The sequence below is a fragment of the Cryomorphaceae bacterium 1068 genome, assembly GCA_027214385.1.
In the GTDB taxonomy this organism is placed as follows: domain Bacteria; phylum Bacteroidota; class Bacteroidia; order Flavobacteriales_D; family Cryomorphaceae; genus JAKVAV01.
Genome location: JAPVXR010000018.1, coordinates 68,838 through 86,374 on the forward strand (window position 1 = coordinate 68,838; position 17,537 = coordinate 86,374).

Annotated in this window: 16 protein-coding genes; 4 read left to right on the forward strand and 12 right to left on the reverse strand. The window is 43.1% G+C overall.

Going from position 1 to position 17,537, the window contains the following annotated elements; all coding sequences use genetic code 11:
• The first annotated feature begins 1 nt into the window (after position 1).
• Positions 2–460: a low molecular weight phosphotyrosine protein phosphatase gene (locus O3Q51_16905; GenBank protein ID MCZ4410499.1), complete on the forward strand. Its 459-nt coding sequence runs from the start codon at positions 2–4 to the stop codon at positions 458–460.
• Positions 453–1,169 (forward strand): SAM-dependent methyltransferase, encoded by a 717-nt coding sequence (locus O3Q51_16910; GenBank protein ID MCZ4410500.1) that lies wholly within the window; start codon positions 453–455, stop codon positions 1,167–1,169. Before O3Q51_16905 ends, O3Q51_16910 begins: the two co-directional genes overlap by 8 nt.
• On the opposite strand, the gene O3Q51_16915 is transcribed toward O3Q51_16910, so the two are convergent.
• From O3Q51_16915 to O3Q51_16950, 8 genes are all read right to left on the reverse strand, one after another.
• A complete protein-coding gene (locus tag O3Q51_16915; GenBank protein MCZ4410501.1) occupies positions 1,170–1,988 on the reverse strand; it encodes an FKBP-type peptidyl-prolyl cis-trans isomerase in 819 nt (272 codons plus the stop codon).
• Positions 1,945–2,463: an FKBP-type peptidyl-prolyl cis-trans isomerase gene (locus tag O3Q51_16920; protein MCZ4410502.1), complete on the reverse strand. Its 519-nt coding sequence runs from the start codon at positions 2,461–2,463 to the stop codon at positions 1,945–1,947. Before O3Q51_16920 ends, O3Q51_16915 begins: the two co-directional genes overlap by 44 nt.
• Entirely contained in the window at positions 2,460–3,482 is a 1,023-nt protein-coding gene (locus O3Q51_16925; GenBank protein MCZ4410503.1) for a bifunctional oligoribonuclease/PAP phosphatase NrnA, read from the reverse strand. Before O3Q51_16925 ends, O3Q51_16920 begins: the two co-directional genes overlap by 4 nt.
• A 25-nt stretch (positions 3,483–3,507) precedes the next feature.
• On the reverse strand, positions 3,508–4,443 hold the full coding sequence (locus O3Q51_16930; protein MCZ4410504.1) for a LysR family transcriptional regulator: 936 nt from the start codon (positions 4,441–4,443) through the stop codon (positions 3,508–3,510).
• Positions 4,444–4,624: 181 nt separating this feature from the next.
• The gene (locus tag O3Q51_16935) at positions 4,625–5,542 is read right to left on the reverse strand and encodes a DUF4097 family beta strand repeat-containing protein (GenBank protein ID MCZ4410505.1); all 918 of its coding nucleotides are present in this window, start codon (positions 5,540–5,542) and stop codon (positions 4,625–4,627) included.
• A 5-nt stretch (positions 5,543–5,547) separates the two neighbouring features.
• On the reverse strand, positions 5,548–6,066 hold the full coding sequence (locus O3Q51_16940; protein ID MCZ4410506.1) for a hypothetical protein: 519 nt from the start codon (positions 6,064–6,066) through the stop codon (positions 5,548–5,550).
• Complete coding sequence (locus tag O3Q51_16945) at positions 6,059–6,583, reverse strand: sigma-70 family RNA polymerase sigma factor (GenBank protein MCZ4410507.1); 525 nt, start codon at positions 6,581–6,583, stop codon at positions 6,059–6,061. Before O3Q51_16945 ends, O3Q51_16940 begins: the two co-directional genes overlap by 8 nt.
• Positions 6,584–6,821: 238 nt before the next feature.
• Complete coding sequence (locus tag O3Q51_16950; GenBank protein ID MCZ4410508.1) at positions 6,822–7,862, reverse strand: DUF6340 family protein; 1,041 nt, start codon at positions 7,860–7,862, stop codon at positions 6,822–6,824.
• Between the two features lie 58 nt (positions 7,863–7,920).
• On the opposite strand from O3Q51_16950, the gene O3Q51_16955 reads away from it, so the two are divergent.
• Positions 7,921–8,403 carry a hypothetical protein gene (locus O3Q51_16955; GenBank protein ID MCZ4410509.1) on the forward strand — a complete coding sequence of 161 codons (483 nt, stop codon included), beginning with the start codon at positions 7,921–7,923 and terminating at the stop codon, positions 8,401–8,403.
• A gap of 91 nt (positions 8,404–8,494) precedes the next feature.
• Positions 8,495–9,676, forward strand: coding sequence for an acetyl-CoA C-acyltransferase (locus O3Q51_16960; GenBank protein ID MCZ4410510.1), 1,182 nt, complete (start codon positions 8,495–8,497; stop codon positions 9,674–9,676).
• Between the two features lie 70 nt (positions 9,677–9,746).
• Here O3Q51_16960 and O3Q51_16965 read toward each other — a convergent pair whose 3' ends face one another.
• From O3Q51_16965 to O3Q51_16980, 4 genes are all read right to left on the reverse strand, one after another.
• Complete coding sequence (locus tag O3Q51_16965) at positions 9,747–12,416, reverse strand: T9SS type A sorting domain-containing protein (protein MCZ4410511.1); 2,670 nt, start codon at positions 12,414–12,416, stop codon at positions 9,747–9,749.
• Positions 12,417–12,425: 9 nt separating this feature from the next.
• The gene (locus O3Q51_16970) at positions 12,426–15,125 is read right to left on the reverse strand and encodes a S8 family serine peptidase (protein MCZ4410512.1); all 2,700 of its coding nucleotides are present in this window, start codon (positions 15,123–15,125) and stop codon (positions 12,426–12,428) included.
• 99 nt (positions 15,126–15,224) lie between these two features.
• Entirely contained in the window at positions 15,225–16,583 is a 1,359-nt protein-coding gene (locus O3Q51_16975; protein ID MCZ4410513.1) for a hypothetical protein, read from the reverse strand.
• 81 nt (positions 16,584–16,664) lie between these two features.
• On the reverse strand, positions 16,665–17,537 hold an 873-nt coding region (locus O3Q51_16980; protein ID MCZ4410514.1), incomplete at its 5' end, for a T9SS type A sorting domain-containing protein.

Here is a 17,537-nt window from a genome sequence, read left to right on the forward strand (position 1 = left end):
CATGAAAGTATTATTCGTTTGTTTGGGCAATATTTGCCGAAGCCCTATGGCTGAAGGAGTACTGCGTACAAAAGCAAAAGAACGAGGCATTTCTCTCGAAATTGACTCTTCCGGCACAGGCGACTGGCATGTAGGAGAAACTCCCGACAAAAGGGCTCAACAATGTATGAATGAGCGAGGGGATGATATTTCTGATCTTCGGGCGAGGCAATTCAAAAAGGCTGATTTCAATTATTACGATCGCATCTTTGTAATGGATAGGAGCAACTACCAAAATGTGGTTGCCTTGGCAAACGATAGTGCGCAAAAAGAGAAAGTAGAACTCTTCTTGAACTTGAGTCAGCCAGGAGAAGATCGCGAAGTTCCCGATCCTTATTTTGGAGGGAACGAAGGCTTTAAAAAAGTTTACGACATGCTAGATGAAGCGGCAGAATCATTCTTGAATCAAGTTGATGAGTAAACTAGGAAAACTCCACCTCATACCTACCCTCTTGGGCGAAACGAATCCCGAAAGGGTCGTTCCGGAGGAAGTCTTGGAAGTGAGTCGCGACTTGATTCATTTTATTGCTGAAAACGAAAAAACAGCGCGACGCTACTTGAAAAAGGCGGGAACGAGAATTCCTCTAAACGACTTGGTTTTCTATCCTTTAAACAAGCGGACAGAGTCTACTGAGATTCCTCAACTCATCAAGCCATTGCTGGAAGGAACTGACATGGGTCTCATCTCTGAAGCCGGACTAGCAGGAATAGCCGATCCGGGTGCCACAGTCGTCGAACTCTGTCACAAAAAAGGAATTCAGGTGATTCCGCATACCGGTGCCTCTTCGATCATCTTAGCGTTGATCGCCTCAGGATTCAACGGACAGCAGTTTACCTTCCATGGGTACTTGCCTATTGACCAGTCAGAACGCAGAAAGGCCATCAGGTCTATGGAAGCTCATCAACGAGATACAGGATATACGCAGATTTTCATGGAAACGCCGTTTAGAAATGAAAAGCTTTTTGAAGAATTGATTCAAGTTTGTCATCCTCAAACACTACTGTGTATTGCTCGAAATATCACTACTGAGAATGAAATGGTGAGAACCCTTCCTGTTCAAAACTGGAAAAAGAATAAGCCGGCTTTGCACAAGCAGCCATGCATATTTGTCATTGGAAACTTGCGTTGATCAATCTTTAGCCAGCTCCAGTACTTCGATTTGATACACCACAGTAGTGTAGGGCGCAACTCTGCCGTCTGCACTTCCGGAACTACCAAAGGCAAGCCATGAAGGAAGAATGACTTCAGCCTTTTCGTGAAGGTGCATTTGCGACATTGCGATTTCCAACCCTTTCAAAACTTGATCCTCATTTCCATAGACAAATCGCAAGGGAGCTGCCATTCTTCTAGAGTCATCAAAGACCTTTCCCGCTAGGTTTCTCCCTTGATAGTGAATGACAATTTCCTTTCCTCTCCTTACTGCTGTGGTATCTCCCTTTAGTATCGTTCTGAAATATGCTCCACCTATTTCGCGATAAGCAGAAGCAACGGTATCTATGCGCATAAGTGAATCGAGTCCGACCAGCTCTTGTAGGCGACTATCCTCCAGCTGTCGTTGTGTTCGCATCCGATCAATTCGCAGGTGGTAAATTAATGTATCCTGATAAGGAAGATCGGTATTCAAAGTATCGCGCAAGGCGGTGACCATTTCAAGACTATCGCCCACTGATCGGCTTTGAAGGAAATCTCGCAAGGGATCACCTCCTCTTTTTACGAATTGATCATAAACGTAGGCTAGCGTATCTGAGCGATGAAGGGGAGTGACCAAAACCTCCACGAAGTACTGCTCTGCTGAATCAAGCGATTGTTCATTATCTGCAAAAGAGAGGAGCTTCCACTGCAGACCTTTGTCCGTTACGTTGTACTTAGGAGGCGATTTACAGGAGAGGAATAAGAGTATAAGGCTAGTCCAAACTAACCAATGACAAATCGTAGAAAAGCGCTGCATTGGAAGGTATTTTGTTTTGATCGCCTGTGAGTCCGTAGCCGAGGTAAGAAGGCAATATAAGTCTTGCACTATCTCCCACTGACAAAAGGGTAACAGCTTCATGAAGGCCGGATACAACATTACCTTCTCCTACTTTAAAGATCACAGGACCACTTAGATTAGTATCGCTAACCCTGGTTCCATCGAGCAAATGCAAACTATAAGAGATAGAAACGACATCTCCTGATTTGGCATTCACCGTATCATCCTCAAGATGATAGATATCGTAACGAATTCCCGTTTTGGTTTCTTTCATTTCCCAACCCGATTGAGCAATGAATTGGTTGATGAGATCAGCTTCTTTGCCGACCTTGCGTTTATTGGCTTCGATTAGCTCGTCTTGAGTAGGCATTCTTTGCTGAGATCCCTGTTTTGAATCGCTGCAAGACGCAGCAAAGAGAAGTGTCCAAAGAATAAGGAGCGTTGCTATTCTCATAAGTCAATGGCTTCTAGTTGAAATCCCGCCTTGGCAACTGCTTCAAATTTTGCGATGGTCTCCGCCAGACTAAGATCACTACGCCCACCTGCAGCCATTTTGTGCCCACCACCTTGAAAAAGAGCCGATGCAATTTTATTCACCTCTACTTTTCCTTTGCTTCTAAGCGAAAGCTTGATGTATCCATCTCTTTCGTAGAAAAATCCGGCTACATGAATTCCCTCGATCGAAAGGGCATAATTTACAAGTCCCTCCGTGTCGCCACTATGGTAGTTAAAGCGTTCCAATTCTTCTTCGCTAAGCGAAATGTAAGCAGCACCGGTTTCTCCAATCACTACCGTCTTTTCACTTAAAGCGTAGCCTCTGAGCCTTAATTGATCCAAAGAAGAATTGTCATAGACTTCGTTGTAAACTCTCACATGATCAATTCCGGTAGACATCAGAGTCGCCGCTATTCTCATGACTTCAGGCGTAACGGAAGAAAAGCGAAATGAACCCGTATCGGTCACCAATCCGGTGTACAGACAAATGGCTGAGTCGGCATTGATTAATTTTTCATCATTCATTTCAGCTGCCAGTCGATAGATCATTTCTGCGGTTGAACTGGCATCGCTATCTACGAAGTACTGATTGGCAAAGTCGTCAGGATCCTGATGGTGATCAATCACGTATTTTGGCTTGTCTGATTTCATCACCATCTCCTGAAAAGCACCCATGCGGGAAGGATGGTTAAAATCAAGACAAAAAATGAGATTACAATCTTTTATGGCTTTTTCAGCTTTGTGAGGTTGGTGGTCGCAATCGATGATTTGATCACAAGCGGGCAACCACTTCAAGAATTTCGGAAAATTATCAGGAGCTACAACCACGGCTTCCACCCCTTTCTGTTTTAGAAAGTGATAAAATCCAAGTGAAGAGCCTATTGCGTCCCCATCAGGGCCTTTGTGCATTGTGATAAGCACTTTTGGCTTTTGTTCTAAAAGGCTTTTGAGCTCTGCGGGATCAACTTTATTTAACATGGCTGCAAAGGTAATGACCTTACGCTTAAACGTACTCTTTTACCCAAGGGAATAGTCGATCAATCCACTCGTCAGAATTTTCAACCAGGAAATCTAAAAAGGCCTGAGTAGCAGGGGTATGCTTTTTTCCTTTGAGCCAAACCAAACTCCACTGCCCTTTTAGCGGAAGCTTGGAGTGATTGATGATTTGAAGTTCGTTGTGTTGAAGCTCTAATCGCGTGCTATAAATGGAAAGAAATGAAACACCAAAACCAGCGAGAATGAGCTGCTTTACTGCTTCATTCGTCACGAGCTCCATGCTAATATCGGGTTCAACACCTTCTTGGTGGAGAAATCTATCCATTCTTTTTCTCGTTCCCGATCCTCTTTCGCGATAAATGAATGGAAGCTTCTTTAGATGTTTCGCAGTCAATTTTCCTTTCGGAAGCTCAAAGTCCACAGGGTTAGCGGGACCTGCCAGGATTAATGGATTTGGCAAAAAATCAATTTTACTGTAAGAATCAAGAGAAGTACTTGAAGTAGCAATCATAAAATCTGCTTGGTAGTCCAATAGTGCAGCTTCACTTTCGCCTCTCTTGGATACATCCAGAGATATTTTGACTTCGGGATAAGCCTTTTTGAATTCTGCCAATATGGGCGGAACGAAGTACTTACCGGTGCTGACCACAGAAAGCTTCAGTTTCCCGCTGACCTTTCCCTTTTTAGTGGTCATCCGCTCATCGAGCTCTTCTGTCTTTTTCAAGATTTCTTTGGCCAGCTCTGCGAATTCCCTACCGGTTTCGGTAATGTGAATTTTTCGTCCGATTACTTCAGTAAGCGGTAAGCCAACTTGAGTTTGAAGAAGTTTTAATTGAGATGAAACAGCCGGTTGGGTGAGATGAAGGTCTGCAGCAGCCTCGGTCACACTGTCTCGCTCGGCGACCTTCAAAAATACCTTCAACTGATGAAGAGTAAAATTCATAAGATTCACTTATATGAATCATAAATATATTGAATATATCCGAACGAATAAATAATTTAACTTTGATGTGTAGAAAAAATGATAGTGTTGCGATACTTGAAAGAAATTGCGACGAATGCTATCTTCTTTTACAGTCGGGTGATTAGTGAACTGCGCTTACTAAAGTAAGCGCAGTTTTCATTTAATCAAAGTCGACATCGCTGTGATTGGCGTTGATTATAATTCGTTTTCCCAATACTTTTTCATTGATGCGGTACTCTTCGGTATGCATCTCTTCTGAGTGGTAATTCACCAAACTTATAACTGAATGTGGAATTGAAATATCCGTAAACCCACCTTCCAGGTCCATCCGAAACTCACTCCAAGGGCCTGATTCGAAAGTGATATCAGAAAATTGACCGTCAATTTCTATTAGCGTTACGCTCTTACTCACATTTTCTATTTTCAAATCAGAATGCTGAGACTTCACAAATAACTCTCCGTTTAACTCATTAATCCTAGCATCTGAAAATTGGAGATCTAATTCTACATCAGTTAATTTTTCCGCCCTCAAATCACCGTGTTGTATATCCAATTCAGCTTTCTGAACTGACTCCAATCGAAGATCACCAAACTGCATCTTAATTTGGCTGTCTTTACCTTTTACCACGCCAACATACATATCTCCATGTTGAATTCGAGCAATAACTTTACTCTCCGTACCCTCAATCCATACATCTCCAAATTGATTGACAACTTCGATCATGGTATTTTCAGGAATGAGGACAGTATAGTCTATGGACATTTCCTCTGTAGAAATTCCATCCAAGTCACTTATGGTTCTTAATTCCACCCTATTCCCAATTTCTTTTATATCAATTCTGACTTTGTCTCTGACTTTCTCGTAGTTCCGTTTATTTGATGGAACAACATTAATCTCTACTAAGATTTCGATGATACCGCTATCGTGGGTGTTGATCTTTATATCTCCGAAAGAATTCTTGATACTCAATTCAGGATTTCCTCCTGTTTTGAATGATCTCTCCACTTTCTGATCGATCTGGGCATTTACCCCAATGAACAGAAGGAGAAATAAGCCAATGGATAAAATTGTTTTCATGGTGATCAGCTTAATTGTTCTTGTTTAATTTTTTCTAACTCTTCTACTATTTTCAACCTGAGCCTGAAGTTTTCGATCATGGCCAAGACCACTCTATCGTCTGTACCGCTTCGGTATAGCTCCCTTTCCAGATTTTCGTATTCCTCATTTAATGAAGCCAATTCCTCAAAGAGGATTTTTACCTCTATATCTGTTTCCGACATTTCTTGAAGTTCAGCGTACTTTTCTTCTAATTGAGATGTGTAATACAATTCGATGTCAGCCATATCTGATGAAACATCGCTCAAAGCCATTGATCCGTATTGAACATCAACGGGACTATTAAATCGAGGAAGTAGTAAACTTCCACCCGCTACTAGCAAGACAATGATAGCTGCGGCAACACGCCAAAACCCTTGCCGATTCTCATTATCATGTTTTCTTTTTTCGAGCTTCATCACAAAACGGTTCTCATGCCCCAAGGGCATCGGTTCCTCATCAAAGGAATCCCGCTCTTTTTTTATGAATTTTTCAAAATCAGACATATGTTTCGTTTACCAATTCAATAATTTTATTCTTAGCTCGGGCATACTGCGCCCGAGATGAAGCTTCCTTTATCCTCAGCTGCTTTGAGATGGATTTGTGATCCATATCCTCAAAGAGGTGAAGTGAGAAAACGACTCTGCAGCCTTCCGGCAAATCTTTCATCGCTCTTTTAATTCGATCAACGTCGTAATTACCTTCTCCGTTTTGATCATAGCTTTGCTGACTGCCATCGATTTCTGCATCCATATCAAAAGGAACTTTACGTTTCTTTAAGTGATCCAAGCATTTGTTTATGGCAATCCTACAAATCCAACTAGACAGCTTAGAATCTCCGCGGAAAGAATCAATCCGATCAAACGCTTGAATGAATGCCTCTTGCATAAAATCTTCTGCTTCATGAGGATCATTCAAAATTCTGAGGCAAGAAGCATAAACCCTGCGGCAACATGTATTGTACACTTCAGTCTGAACCCTACGGTCACTTTTTAACTGTTTTTTTATCAGGCTGATTTCCATCCGGTGGTTAAAGGCTTCAAGAGTTTGACGAGTAAAGATGTCGTTTTGCTACAAGAGACGAAAATAATTTGGAGAAATGCAATAAGACTTCTCCATATTCTGATCTAAATCAACAACATAGAGCATTTTTAGAATACTCCCTTTGCCTCAAAGCTTAACTGAAGTACCCGAGCTTTCTGCTAAAATGGCGGAGATGACTTGATTGTAAGTCGCAACTTTAGATAATCAGCCCGAGCTATCACTCCACTCCCAACTGACTATTGACTACTTCGTAAATGAGCAATTGACGATCCAGCACTTCAGCGTACTTCACGGTTTTTTTAGTAGGATTGATCATCTTGGCTCGGTCTATCCATTCGATTGCTACTCGGGGCTGTCCAAGAATTTCTGAAGCCAAGGCCATATTGAAAGATGCGCGATGACTCACTTTGGCTTCTTCAGAATCAGTCAGTTCTCGCCATGAGTTTGCAGCTTCTTCCCAATCACCGGTCAATTCGAGCTTTTCCGCTATCTGCTCCAATTCAGTTGAGCCCAGACTAAAGTACTGTCGGTAGTCAGGCTCCCAGTGCGGTGAAATTCGCTCAAAATAATCGTAAGCGGCCATACCCGACACATCCATCAAGCCCATGTCTTCATCCTTAAATTCTTGGATCTCTTCTTCCGAATAAGCTACTCGGCCAAAAACTCGCTCATAGTTCTCTTGGTATTCATCTATCATCTGTCCGGTTGAGGAATCGTAGAATCGCCAGAAAAGTGACATACTCACTTCGCTTTCTTTGGAAAACTCGGGTACTTGTGTTGGCATGCCGCTCCCATCGGTCACCGAAACTACGCTGACAGATCCGGAAGTGCGGATGACCATATTGTGTCCGTCAAGAGAAATGATACCATCCAAATCATAAATTTTGGAAAGGCTCTCTATTTCAGCTTCGCTAAAAGGTTTTGCAGCGAATTCTTCATTACTTACGTCTGATTCATCGATCTCAATTTCTACGAATTTGAATCGCCCCATTTTTTCGCAAAGCTTCTTCAAATTCTCGATGGTCATATTGGCCGATTTGTTGGGGATATTCTTCAATTCACTGTAGGGAATACCATTGGTATAAACCGAACAAACCGTTTTTGGAGTTGTACTTCTTTGAGCCACACCTACCACATAGATAGGTGATGGCACATATCGATTCGAAGGTTTAATAAACTCAGTATAGTGGTAAGTAGTATTGCAACCGCCAAGTAAGATTAAGAGGAAAACGACGTTAGTCAATAGAATTTTCTGCATGAGCTCAAAATTAAGAATAGAAGGGATTCAAAGTTTGTTTTGTTTATTTTTGCCGCGAATGAAAAATTTCCTTTGCCTTACCGTACTTGTATCGACTGCTATAATATTTAGCTCATGCAGCAAGAAGTGTGATGACCCGGACGTTCAAGCAATCAATGCACTATACTTTGAACTTGACCAAAGTTCCGATGGCTTTACCAATGAGGCTTTGGATGAAATATTCATTGTTCGTTTCATTCCTTTCAGCGAACCTTTGCTGGCCGATACAGTATTTTTGAATGGAAATTACCCCTCGGGAAGAGGTCGATTTTACATCAATGACGAATATCCATTCGTTAATCGTCAGTCCCCATATTTTACCATATACGGCTACACTATAGTGGATCCCACAACAAGTTATGGAGGTGTTATAGAAAATATTGAGCTAGAGGGTGAATACGACGGTGATTGTGATTACAACAATATTTCCAAACGATTTACCTTCAATAATGACACGGTAAATATGGGTGGAACTCAAGATTTTTATCTAGTTACACCTTAAGCCCTTAGGCATTTCGGATACATATCTTCCTAATTTTCGACGGTATTAATCATTACCTTTGCCGCCTTAAAACCACTGAAAATTTAACCCAATGAAAGAAGTATATATCGTTTCTGCCGTGCGAACTCCGATAGGAAGTTTTAATGGTAGTCTCTCATCTGTAAGCGCCACAAAACTTGGCTCAACTGCAATAAAAGGCGCACTTTCAAAAATCAATCTTTCCCCTTCTGAAGTAGACGAAGTACTGATGGGTTCTGTCCTTCAAGCAGGTTTGGGGCAGGCTCCTGCCAGACAAGCGGCAATGTTTGCCGACATCGGTGACCAGGTACCCTGTACAACTGTGAACAAGGTCTGCGCTTCAGGTATGAAGGCTATCTCGCAAGGCGCTCAAGCCATAATGCTCGGCGATGCCGATGTAGTAGTGGCAGGTGGAATGGAAAGCATGAGTCGCGTCCCTCACTACCTTCCGGGTTCGCGAATGGGAACTAAACTAGGCAACATAACGATGTTGGACGGAATGGTATTCGATGGCCTGACTGATGTTTACGACCAGAAACACATGGGAACCTGCGGAGACCTCTGCGCCAAGGAGTACGACATCACTCGTGAAGATCAAGACAATTTTGCGATCCAATCTTACGAGCGTTCGGCAAAAGCTTGGAAAGAAGGAAAGTTTGCTGACGAAGTTGTTCCCGTTGCCGTACCTCAAAGAAAAGGTGACCCGATCGTGGTTTCAGAAGATGAAGAATACAAGAATGTAAGGATGGAAAAGATTCCTGCTTTGCGTCCGGTATTTACCAAAGACGGAACCGTAACCGCAGCCAATGCCTCCACCTTGAACGACGGAGCCGCTGCTGTGATCTTGATGAGCAAAGAAAAAGCCGAGGCTTTAGGTGTAAAACCCATTGCTAAAATCGTAAGCTACGCTGATGCGGCTCGCGAACCACAATGGTTTACCATGGCTCCTTCCAAGGCTATTCCCAAGGCATTGAAAAAAGCGGGATTGGAAAATTCCGATATTGACTTTTGGGAGTTGAACGAAGCTTTCTCAGTAGTGGCTTTGGCCAATATGAAAGAACTCGGACTTAATCCTGAGAAAGTAGATGTAAACGGTGGAGCTGTCTCTCTGGGACATCCTCTGGGATGTTCGGGAGCGAGAATCATCGTAACCCTTATCAATGTATTGAAGCAAAACAATGCCAAACGCGGATGTGCAGGAATCTGCAATGGCGGTGGTGGAGCTTCGGCAATGGTAATTGAACTAGTAGACTAGCTATATCGACATAAATAGAATAAAAAGGGCGGCCAATTGGCCGCCCTTTTTTGTATCAAAAATCAGCTTATTATTGCTTAATCAGCTTTTCAGAGAAAGTAGATATTCCATTGGATACTTGGAATAAATACACCCCTGCATCTAAATCACTAATATCATACCGCAACATTTGTGTTCCGTCAATAACATGTTGTTCTTCTTTGACCATGCGTCCTTGAAGGTCGTAGAACGTGGCAATGTAGACTCCCGAATTACCTGAATCCAGCTTCACTGTCATTTCGTTGTTAGCCGGATTCGGGAAGAGTGTCATCGAATCCGAAAGATCCGCGTAATTCTTCGTAGCTACGTTCCAGTTGAAGAAATCAAAATCAGACCATGCGCCAATGATAGAAGTAGTACATCCACAGCGCACTCTCCAACGGTATTGTTGTCCGTTTTGGAGCTGGCTGGATGGAGCTAAAAATGAGCTGGCGTTGGGCTGGAAGGTAGTAAATGAGGCCAATCCGGAAGCTGAAGCCAAACCTCCTTGAATTTGACAACCTATCGAACCGGGAATAGGATCCCACTGCAATAGCACACCGTTGATTTGTGTCGTGGTAGTCAGATTCTGTGCTACAGGGTAAGGCTGAGCACAAGGCACCGTACCACCATCTATACAAAAAGAGTGGGTAGCAAAATCACCATAATCGGCACCTGGCGCAGTCATTTCAACAAGAACGGTTCCGTCATCATCTAGTATTTGATAGTCTCCATCAAAACCGCAGCTAGTGTAAGATGCACCGCTCATACCATCACCAAACGAATCAAAAATCGTGAATGTGTAGCACCCTTCTGCCAAGCAGAATATTTCAGAAACAGTTGTTCCGTCAGCATCGCCGGGGTATCCGTCTCCCGTTGCTAAAACATTGCCCGTAGCATCACTCACAAGTTCCCAGCTAACCTCATTTGGCCAGCAGTCAAATGTTAAATCCAGTTGAGCCGAGTTGGCATCAATTGCAGCTTCAAGACTCGAAACTCCTGAATTATTGGAGGCATTCTCATCTGATCCTCCGTTGGGATTCGACACGGTAACTTCATAGTCGTAAAGTCCCGATTCGCTGATATTCAAAACAGGCAGACTCACAGACTCATTCGAGCCTGACACTAAACTACCTGTCCATTCGATTGATCCCAGTGAAGATCCATTAAGTGAGTAAGCAATAGTAAGTGAGGTAAGTGTATTAACTCCGGCATTGCTAATTTGAACAGAAGGGTTGAAAATCTCCTGGTTGCAGAAAAATCCTGAAACTCCATCTACTGATTGCACAGCTGCGTCAAGATTTGCACTCGGTTGGTTGGGGTTGTACCCGTCAAGCGTTGTTGGGTTTAAACCGAGTGGGTCAAGCCAATCACTCAATCGACTTGAAGAGCTACTACCATTATCCCAGGAAACGTCGAAACGGCCGTAGTAATCATACGTTCCATTGTTTACTGTTCCTGAGCAAGCCGCCAGCCCGCCATAAAGCTGACCAACGATTCTTTTGTTTTGATCAAAGATTGGAGATCCCGATGAACCAGGCTCGGTTACACCCCACTCCCATTCATTGATCCACCAAACCTGAGCACCGCCTGCAGTGTCATAGAAAGGAGAATCTTCTTCGCGGCAAATTTTCTTAACATCTCCGCTTGGGTGATGAATTCCCGTAATCTCGTTGGGAATATTTCCACTATTGTCCCATCCCGCAAAGTAGACGTTGTAAGAATTTGGAATCGTGCTATTCAATTCCCAAAGCGCCACGTCTGAAGCTGAATTACTTGCTCTTAAAGTAGCGCCACTGATTTGGGCTGTTGTAGGGCCATTACTGCTATTCGCAGTTGTAGCACAGCTCGTGGTTGCCGACTCATATCCAAATAGGAATGATCTTCCTCCACCACCTGAAGTACCACAGTGATTTGCAGAAAGGAAATAAGGCGTACCATCATTGGCGGTATTGTTTACTAAGGCGCCACTGCAAATACCTGAACCATTTATTAGAATTATTGCGACAGAGGCGATAGGATCATCCCATTCTCCGGGAGCACCGAAAGGGTTACCAGGCAATTGGGAGCATCCCGTGTCATAATTACAAGATCCACTGTCGTTCAACCCCTTTGCAGTGCCATGCAGAGCATCAACAAAATGTTGAGCAACTTGTCGATATCCCTGAACTACATGTCCGATCGTGAGCTTCGAATCATAAGTAGAATCTGAAGGTCTGAAATACTCAACTACGATTTTTGTGGCAGGAATAGGTAAGGTAGAAAGCAATAGATCAGGCTGGTTGTTTGCGGCAGTGTAAGCTCCGTCATAAAACTTTCCCTCACTATCAAATACATGCACATATTCGCCAGGCCCAAGATCAAACTCTTGGAAAAAGACGTTCATCGTCAGTGCATCCTTAGAGATGAACTCTACCTGATATACTTCACCTTCGGCAGTAGAAGTAATAGTAGCAGATTGAATTACATCAAGATTGACAATGTGTTCGTGACCGAATCGAAATGGACCAACCTTATTTGCCATATTAATGGCATCCTCAGATTTTAATTGGTCAATATCCACCTTTGGCAGTGTTACTTTTTCTATTTCCAATTGAGTTTTGGATTGCCATCCATATGGCTCTCCAACATCTGTGGTCTGTGCAGAAGAAGTGTTGGGAAAGCCAATAGCCGCTACGAATAGCAGTGCGACTCCCGCTTTAGTCAAGATATTATATCTCATATTTATTGATTATTGAATGATTAGTTTGGATTGGAATACTTTATTTCCCCACTGAGTTGTCAAGAGGTAAATCCCTGAATGGTAGTCGGTAAAATCAAGTTGAAGCGTATTGGCACCTTTTGATAAAGCAACATTTTCCTGAAGGACCAGCTTGCCCGTAATATCGAATAGCGATATCACTCCATTCAAAGACTCATCGGAATTCAGAAATAATTGAGTAAATCCATTTGTGGGGTTAGGAGCAACAACAACCTCTTGATCAGAATCTACATTGGAAGATGAAGCTCGGGCCTCAAGCGCCGAAGCAAGTGAAAACTGATCATATTCACTCCAAGAGCCAGCTATTAAAGGATTGTTGGAACAACCGCATCTTACTCTCCATTGGTAGTTTTGACCTGCTTGTAAGCTATTGTTTCCTACAAAGTATTGCGATGCCTCAGGTTGACCAATAGTGATCGAGGCATTTCCGCCGCCTATTACTCCCCCTTGAATTTGACAGCCTATTGATCCGAGAATCGGATTCCACTGGAGTAAGACTCCATTGACTTGAACTGTGGAGCTTAGCCCGGTAACCTGTGGGTATGGCTGAGTACATGGAGGAATTCCAGTCCCTTCTATGCAAAAAGAATGAGTGGCCTGCGAACCATAGTCAGCAGCACCCATCTCAAAAAGTATCTCGCCGTCAGGACCGAGCATTTCATAATCTCCATCCACTCCACAAAAACTGTAGGAGGCTCCGCTCATTCCATCTCCAAAGGAGTCAAATATGTTGAAAGTATAACAACCTGGCGCAAGGCATTCAGACCAAGTGTTTAGTGTTTCATCGGGGTAGTCGCCTTGCGCGATAGACGCGACTATATTTCCTTGATCATCGGCAATTTCCCAGCTCACTTCATTGCCCCAACAATCGGTAAGTACAGAGAGTGACACTTCTGAGCAAGGGAATTGGCAAGAGCCGTCATCAACATCTGCGTTGGGACTGTAATTGAGTGCAGAAGGATCAGTACAACCTGCTACAAGACTTGAGCAATCGCCCGTGGTAATTGATTGAGTTGCACTCGTTCCGTCTGAAGCAGTGTAGTAAATATTGTAAGTCGTATTTGAATTGAGTCCGTCGATTTCAAAACTTGACGAGTTGGACAAAGCTCCCGAAGCTAAATCAATACAGGTTATAGCTCCTCCTTGAGGTTGGTAGCACACTGTCTCTGCATTACAAAAATCTGAATCAAAAGATGCATCTACGGTTATTGAGGCTTCAACCACTCCGCTGGTTTCATTCAGTGTGCATTTTTCTGACAGATCGATGCTAAGAGGGACACAAACAGGAGGTGGCCCACAAGAAAGCAGCGCTAAATCCAAAGCATTGTTCACGTTGAGCCTTCCACCTGTTACGGTTTCATTGAGAAGAGATGCGACAGGGTCAACTCCATCATATATATAACCGCGAACCATATCAGCAGCTAATTGTGGGTTTGCCAATGCTGTTGACGCAAGTGTTGCACATGGCGCTGAATAAACCAAGGCAATTGCTCCTGCTACACAGGGGCTGGCAAAAGAAGTCCCACTGGTATTGCTGTAATTTGAAGATCCGGAAGGAAGGTAGACAGATTCACCTGGTGCGGCTAAGTCGATTGTTGTGGCACCGTAACCGGAAAAAGTTCTTTGATCACTGCTATTTGAGGCAGTCACAGCCACCATATAGTCACTGCCGCAAGCGGTTGGCATATCACCCACCACATCAATGTTTACATTATTATTTGCTGTCGCTCCACAATTCAAAATACCTACTGCTCCTAAATCGTCATAGTAAGCGCACCAAACGGGATAATTTGTGGGATTGGCCCCATCTATTCCCCATGAGGCATTGGTTGCCACCACAAATGCGCCCTGAGCACCTCCCGAAGTATTGTAGAGGTTTCTCATAGTTTGAGGGTAAGAGTATGAGGCAATCACGTTTGATTCCGTGAGGCTTGCAACTTCGACTTGCATGATTTTCACATCCCAGTTTACTCCGGCACCACCAATTCCATTGTTTCCTTTGGCACCTATCATTCCTGAAACGGCGGTCCCATGTCCACCGGAAGAAATGTTATCCGAATTGGTAGAGGGGTCCCAACCGTCGTAGTCATCTACATAACCATTGCCATCATCATCGACTCCATTATTCGGGATTTCATTGGTATTAACCCAATGATTGGCCACCAAATCATTGTGATTGTAATTGGCTCCTCCGGGCTCAATTACGCAAACAACGATTTCATCACCATTGGCCGTTGTGCCACCAGTGGTGATATCCCATGCCAAATCACTATCAATGTCGTTATCAGAAGCATCCACATGGTGCCATTGAGTGCCGATCTGTGGATCATTCGGTAGACCTCTTTCTTTCACGAAGTGATTAAACTGAGCAGCTCGAACATAATCAGAACCTTGAAGCGATCGCAATAAGATGTCTTCATCAATGCTTGATTGCTGAAATGAAAACAAGTGAATATTAGATAATTCTGAAAGTATTTCGAGGTGTTTTAGATTGGATTCCAAACCTGATTCTCGAAAGAGGCCTTTGCTCAAACTTTCGTAATCCATTCCCGGATGAAGCATGACAATGACCTCTCCCGATACGTGATCGGATGATTGGGAATTCGAGAATAAATTGGATAATAAGAAGGCGCTTATTAGGCATAGCTTGCCTAAGGTTAACATTTTCATTCTGTGATTTTATTAAGAGGTGAGACAGGTGGGAAAGGTACTCTCTTTTTATCGAGTAGTCAAGACTTTACCCACAAATTGACTCTTGAAATAGGAGGCTTAGTTGGACTTAATTACATTTTTAAAATATCCGATCGGTTTACCTAAATCCTCATTAGAAAAATCAGGACTGGAAAACCAATATGATCTGTTGTAAGATTTGCCATTACTGAACTCAAGTGTTTGACTGAAATGAATCCAATCGAATAATCCATCAAATTCAGGATAGATTTTCACTAAAGTGATTTTCTTATTTGCGGATGTGGAACCTGAGCTAGGAGTGCGACTTGAGGCATCTTCTGAAGTACCTGCAGTGTTTTGATCTGCTGTCTCGTCAGAGTTGTCGCTGCTAGTCGTATCCCTAGACTTGATCCAACTGTCAATCATTTCTCCTACAGGCGTGATGCCATTTTGATCATACATCGAGAGAGGGTTCTTCTTGTTCGAGGGAATATACAAGGTATGGACACCAATCAAACCTTTACTCCCTAGTTTTTGATACTGTTTCGTATAGAACTTTTTGGCTTGTTCTAGTTCGGATTGGGAAAAGTCTCTGACATAATAACCTGACTCGGTAACGACCCATCTGCTTCCTTCTGGCTTTTCATTTAAAAATGACCAGTCAACCTTTTCAGGCGTTAGCACATTTTCCTCATCGTTGTTGTACGAATCAGGTTTCGCACCGGCGTATATGTGGTAGGAGAAGCTGACCTTCCCCTGTAATTCCGGCCTCCCCTTCACGTATTCAAAGACTTTTCTATTGAACTCCCGTCTGTAGTTCATCATTTTGTTCCTCTCCTTACTTGCGGAGGCCGTAATCAAAATATGTTCGTAATTATCAGAAGGATACTCTTCCATAAATGGTGGTAGCCACATGTCCAAGAGATTCAAATAGTCTTGATTCTCTCCATCCATACGGATGGTCTCGACCACTCCTTTCGCCGACATATTGCCCAGTGCATACTTCTTCAGATAAAACTCTCCCCCGTATTCGAAAGCAACAATATTCAGACCTCGATTAATTAGACCTTTTACGTATGCCATCTCTTGGTCTAACGTGAAACTTGTCACATTAAGGGTCCAAACAACTTTTAGATTCTTCTCTTTACAGAATGAAATAAAGTCATCAACCCTGTTTTGATCAACATAGCGGTAGAGTCCTTGTGAATCCTTGCCAGCTTTAAAATCGACACCAAAAACCCGCAAATGAGTAATACCTTCTATCCACGGGTGTAAAACTGAAGAGTCAAAATCAAAAAGTCTTGTATTCACCAAGAAAGGTTTATTGCTATTTTGATCCGACTCACTCTTTTCAAGCACATCAATTTCTCGGAAAGAGTCTTGAATCATTTGTGCGTTGCTGCACTCAATGGATAATAGTATCAGTAAGACAGATGGAAGAAAGAATCTAAAAATCATAAGGGTTATATAATTGAAACGCGAAAATAAAAAAAGGGGCGCAACAATTGCGCCCCTCTCGGTAATCATATTTGAAATGGATTATTTCAAAACAACTTTAGAAGTTGAAGAAGCTCCATTTTCAAGTACTTCAATAACATACAGTCCTTTCTCGAAAGAAGAAAGATCTAAGCTCAGGAAGTTTGAACCTTCGTTTACGACGAAGCTGTAATCAGCCACAGCCTTTCCAACTAAGTCAAATACACGAACGTTAACAAGCCCTTCAGCAGCTGCTGCGTAGTTCAAGTTAACTGATCCGGCAGTTGGGTTAGGGAAAACGTCAAATGACTTCTTCACTGATGAGCTTGCGCTCTTGCTAACCGTTCCAGTCATGATATTCGGGTTCTGGTAAACAGGATTCCAATTATCCATTGTCGGCGTTACCGCAGGAGACAATCTGTTACCTTCTACTTTAACATACTTCTGCTTTACATCTTGATCAGCCACTACGCTAATAGCAGAACCTGCAGGTGGGAAATTGAACACACTTACAAAATCGGAGTAAGGACCGGCAATTGTGGTGGGATTTTGTTGACATCCGCAGCGAACTCTGAAATTGATCGTAGCGAACGGATAAGGTGCCAACGCACCTACTCCAGCTGTAAAGGAACTAGATGTAGGTCCTCCAACGATGATACTTGTTTGAGCATCAGGATTGGCAATATCTCCAACTCGTGCATTTACCTGACAGCCAATTTGACCGTTGATTGGTGTCCAAGAGAAGGTGATTGAGCCATTTGGATTTTGTACTGCACTCAAGCTTGCATTATCAACCGCAGGGTAAGGAGTTTCGCATGGAACTACACCACCACAAGCCGGATCATTCTCGTCCAAGAAGTCGATCACTACGGCAGGAACGCTGTCGCAAAGTTCTGTTCCCGTAAGAATCGCACCACGAATACTCCATTCGCCTAA

Excerpts from the sequence above, each read along its gene's own strand:
- O3Q51_16905 (MCZ4410499.1), top strand. The coding sequence starts at position 2 with ATGAAAGTATTATTCGTTTGTTTGGGCAATATTTGCCGAAGCCCTATG.
- O3Q51_16910 (MCZ4410500.1), top strand. The coding sequence starts at position 453 with ATGAGTAAACTAGGAAAACTCCACCTCATACCTACCCTCTTGGGCGAA.
- O3Q51_16915 (MCZ4410501.1), bottom strand. The coding sequence starts at position 1,988 with ATGCAGCGCTTTTCTACGATTTGTCATTGGTTAGTTTGGACTAGCCTT.
- O3Q51_16920 (MCZ4410502.1), bottom strand. The coding sequence starts at position 2,463 with ATGAGAATAGCAACGCTCCTTATTCTTTGGACACTTCTCTTTGCTGCG.
- O3Q51_16925 (MCZ4410503.1), bottom strand. The coding sequence starts at position 3,482 with ATGTTAAATAAAGTTGATCCCGCAGAGCTCAAAAGCCTTTTAGAACAA.
- O3Q51_16930 (MCZ4410504.1), bottom strand. The coding sequence starts at position 4,443 with ATGAATTTTACTCTTCATCAGTTGAAGGTATTTTTGAAGGTCGCCGAG.
- O3Q51_16935 (MCZ4410505.1), bottom strand. The coding sequence starts at position 5,542 with ATGAAAACAATTTTATCCATTGGCTTATTTCTCCTTCTGTTCATTGGG.
- O3Q51_16940 (MCZ4410506.1), bottom strand. The coding sequence starts at position 6,066 with ATGTCTGATTTTGAAAAATTCATAAAAAAAGAGCGGGATTCCTTTGAT.
- O3Q51_16945 (MCZ4410507.1), bottom strand. The coding sequence starts at position 6,583 with ATGGAAATCAGCCTGATAAAAAAACAGTTAAAAAGTGACCGTAGGGTT.
- O3Q51_16950 (MCZ4410508.1), bottom strand. The coding sequence starts at position 7,862 with ATGCAGAAAATTCTATTGACTAACGTCGTTTTCCTCTTAATCTTACTT.
- O3Q51_16955 (MCZ4410509.1), top strand. The coding sequence starts at position 7,921 with ATGAAAAATTTCCTTTGCCTTACCGTACTTGTATCGACTGCTATAATA.
- O3Q51_16960 (MCZ4410510.1), top strand. The coding sequence starts at position 8,495 with ATGAAAGAAGTATATATCGTTTCTGCCGTGCGAACTCCGATAGGAAGT.
- O3Q51_16965 (MCZ4410511.1), bottom strand. The coding sequence starts at position 12,416 with ATGAGATATAATATCTTGACTAAAGCGGGAGTCGCACTGCTATTCGTA.
- O3Q51_16970 (MCZ4410512.1), bottom strand. The coding sequence starts at position 15,125 with ATGAAAATGTTAACCTTAGGCAAGCTATGCCTAATAAGCGCCTTCTTA.
- O3Q51_16975 (MCZ4410513.1), bottom strand. The coding sequence starts at position 16,583 with ATGATTTTTAGATTCTTTCTTCCATCTGTCTTACTGATACTATTATCC.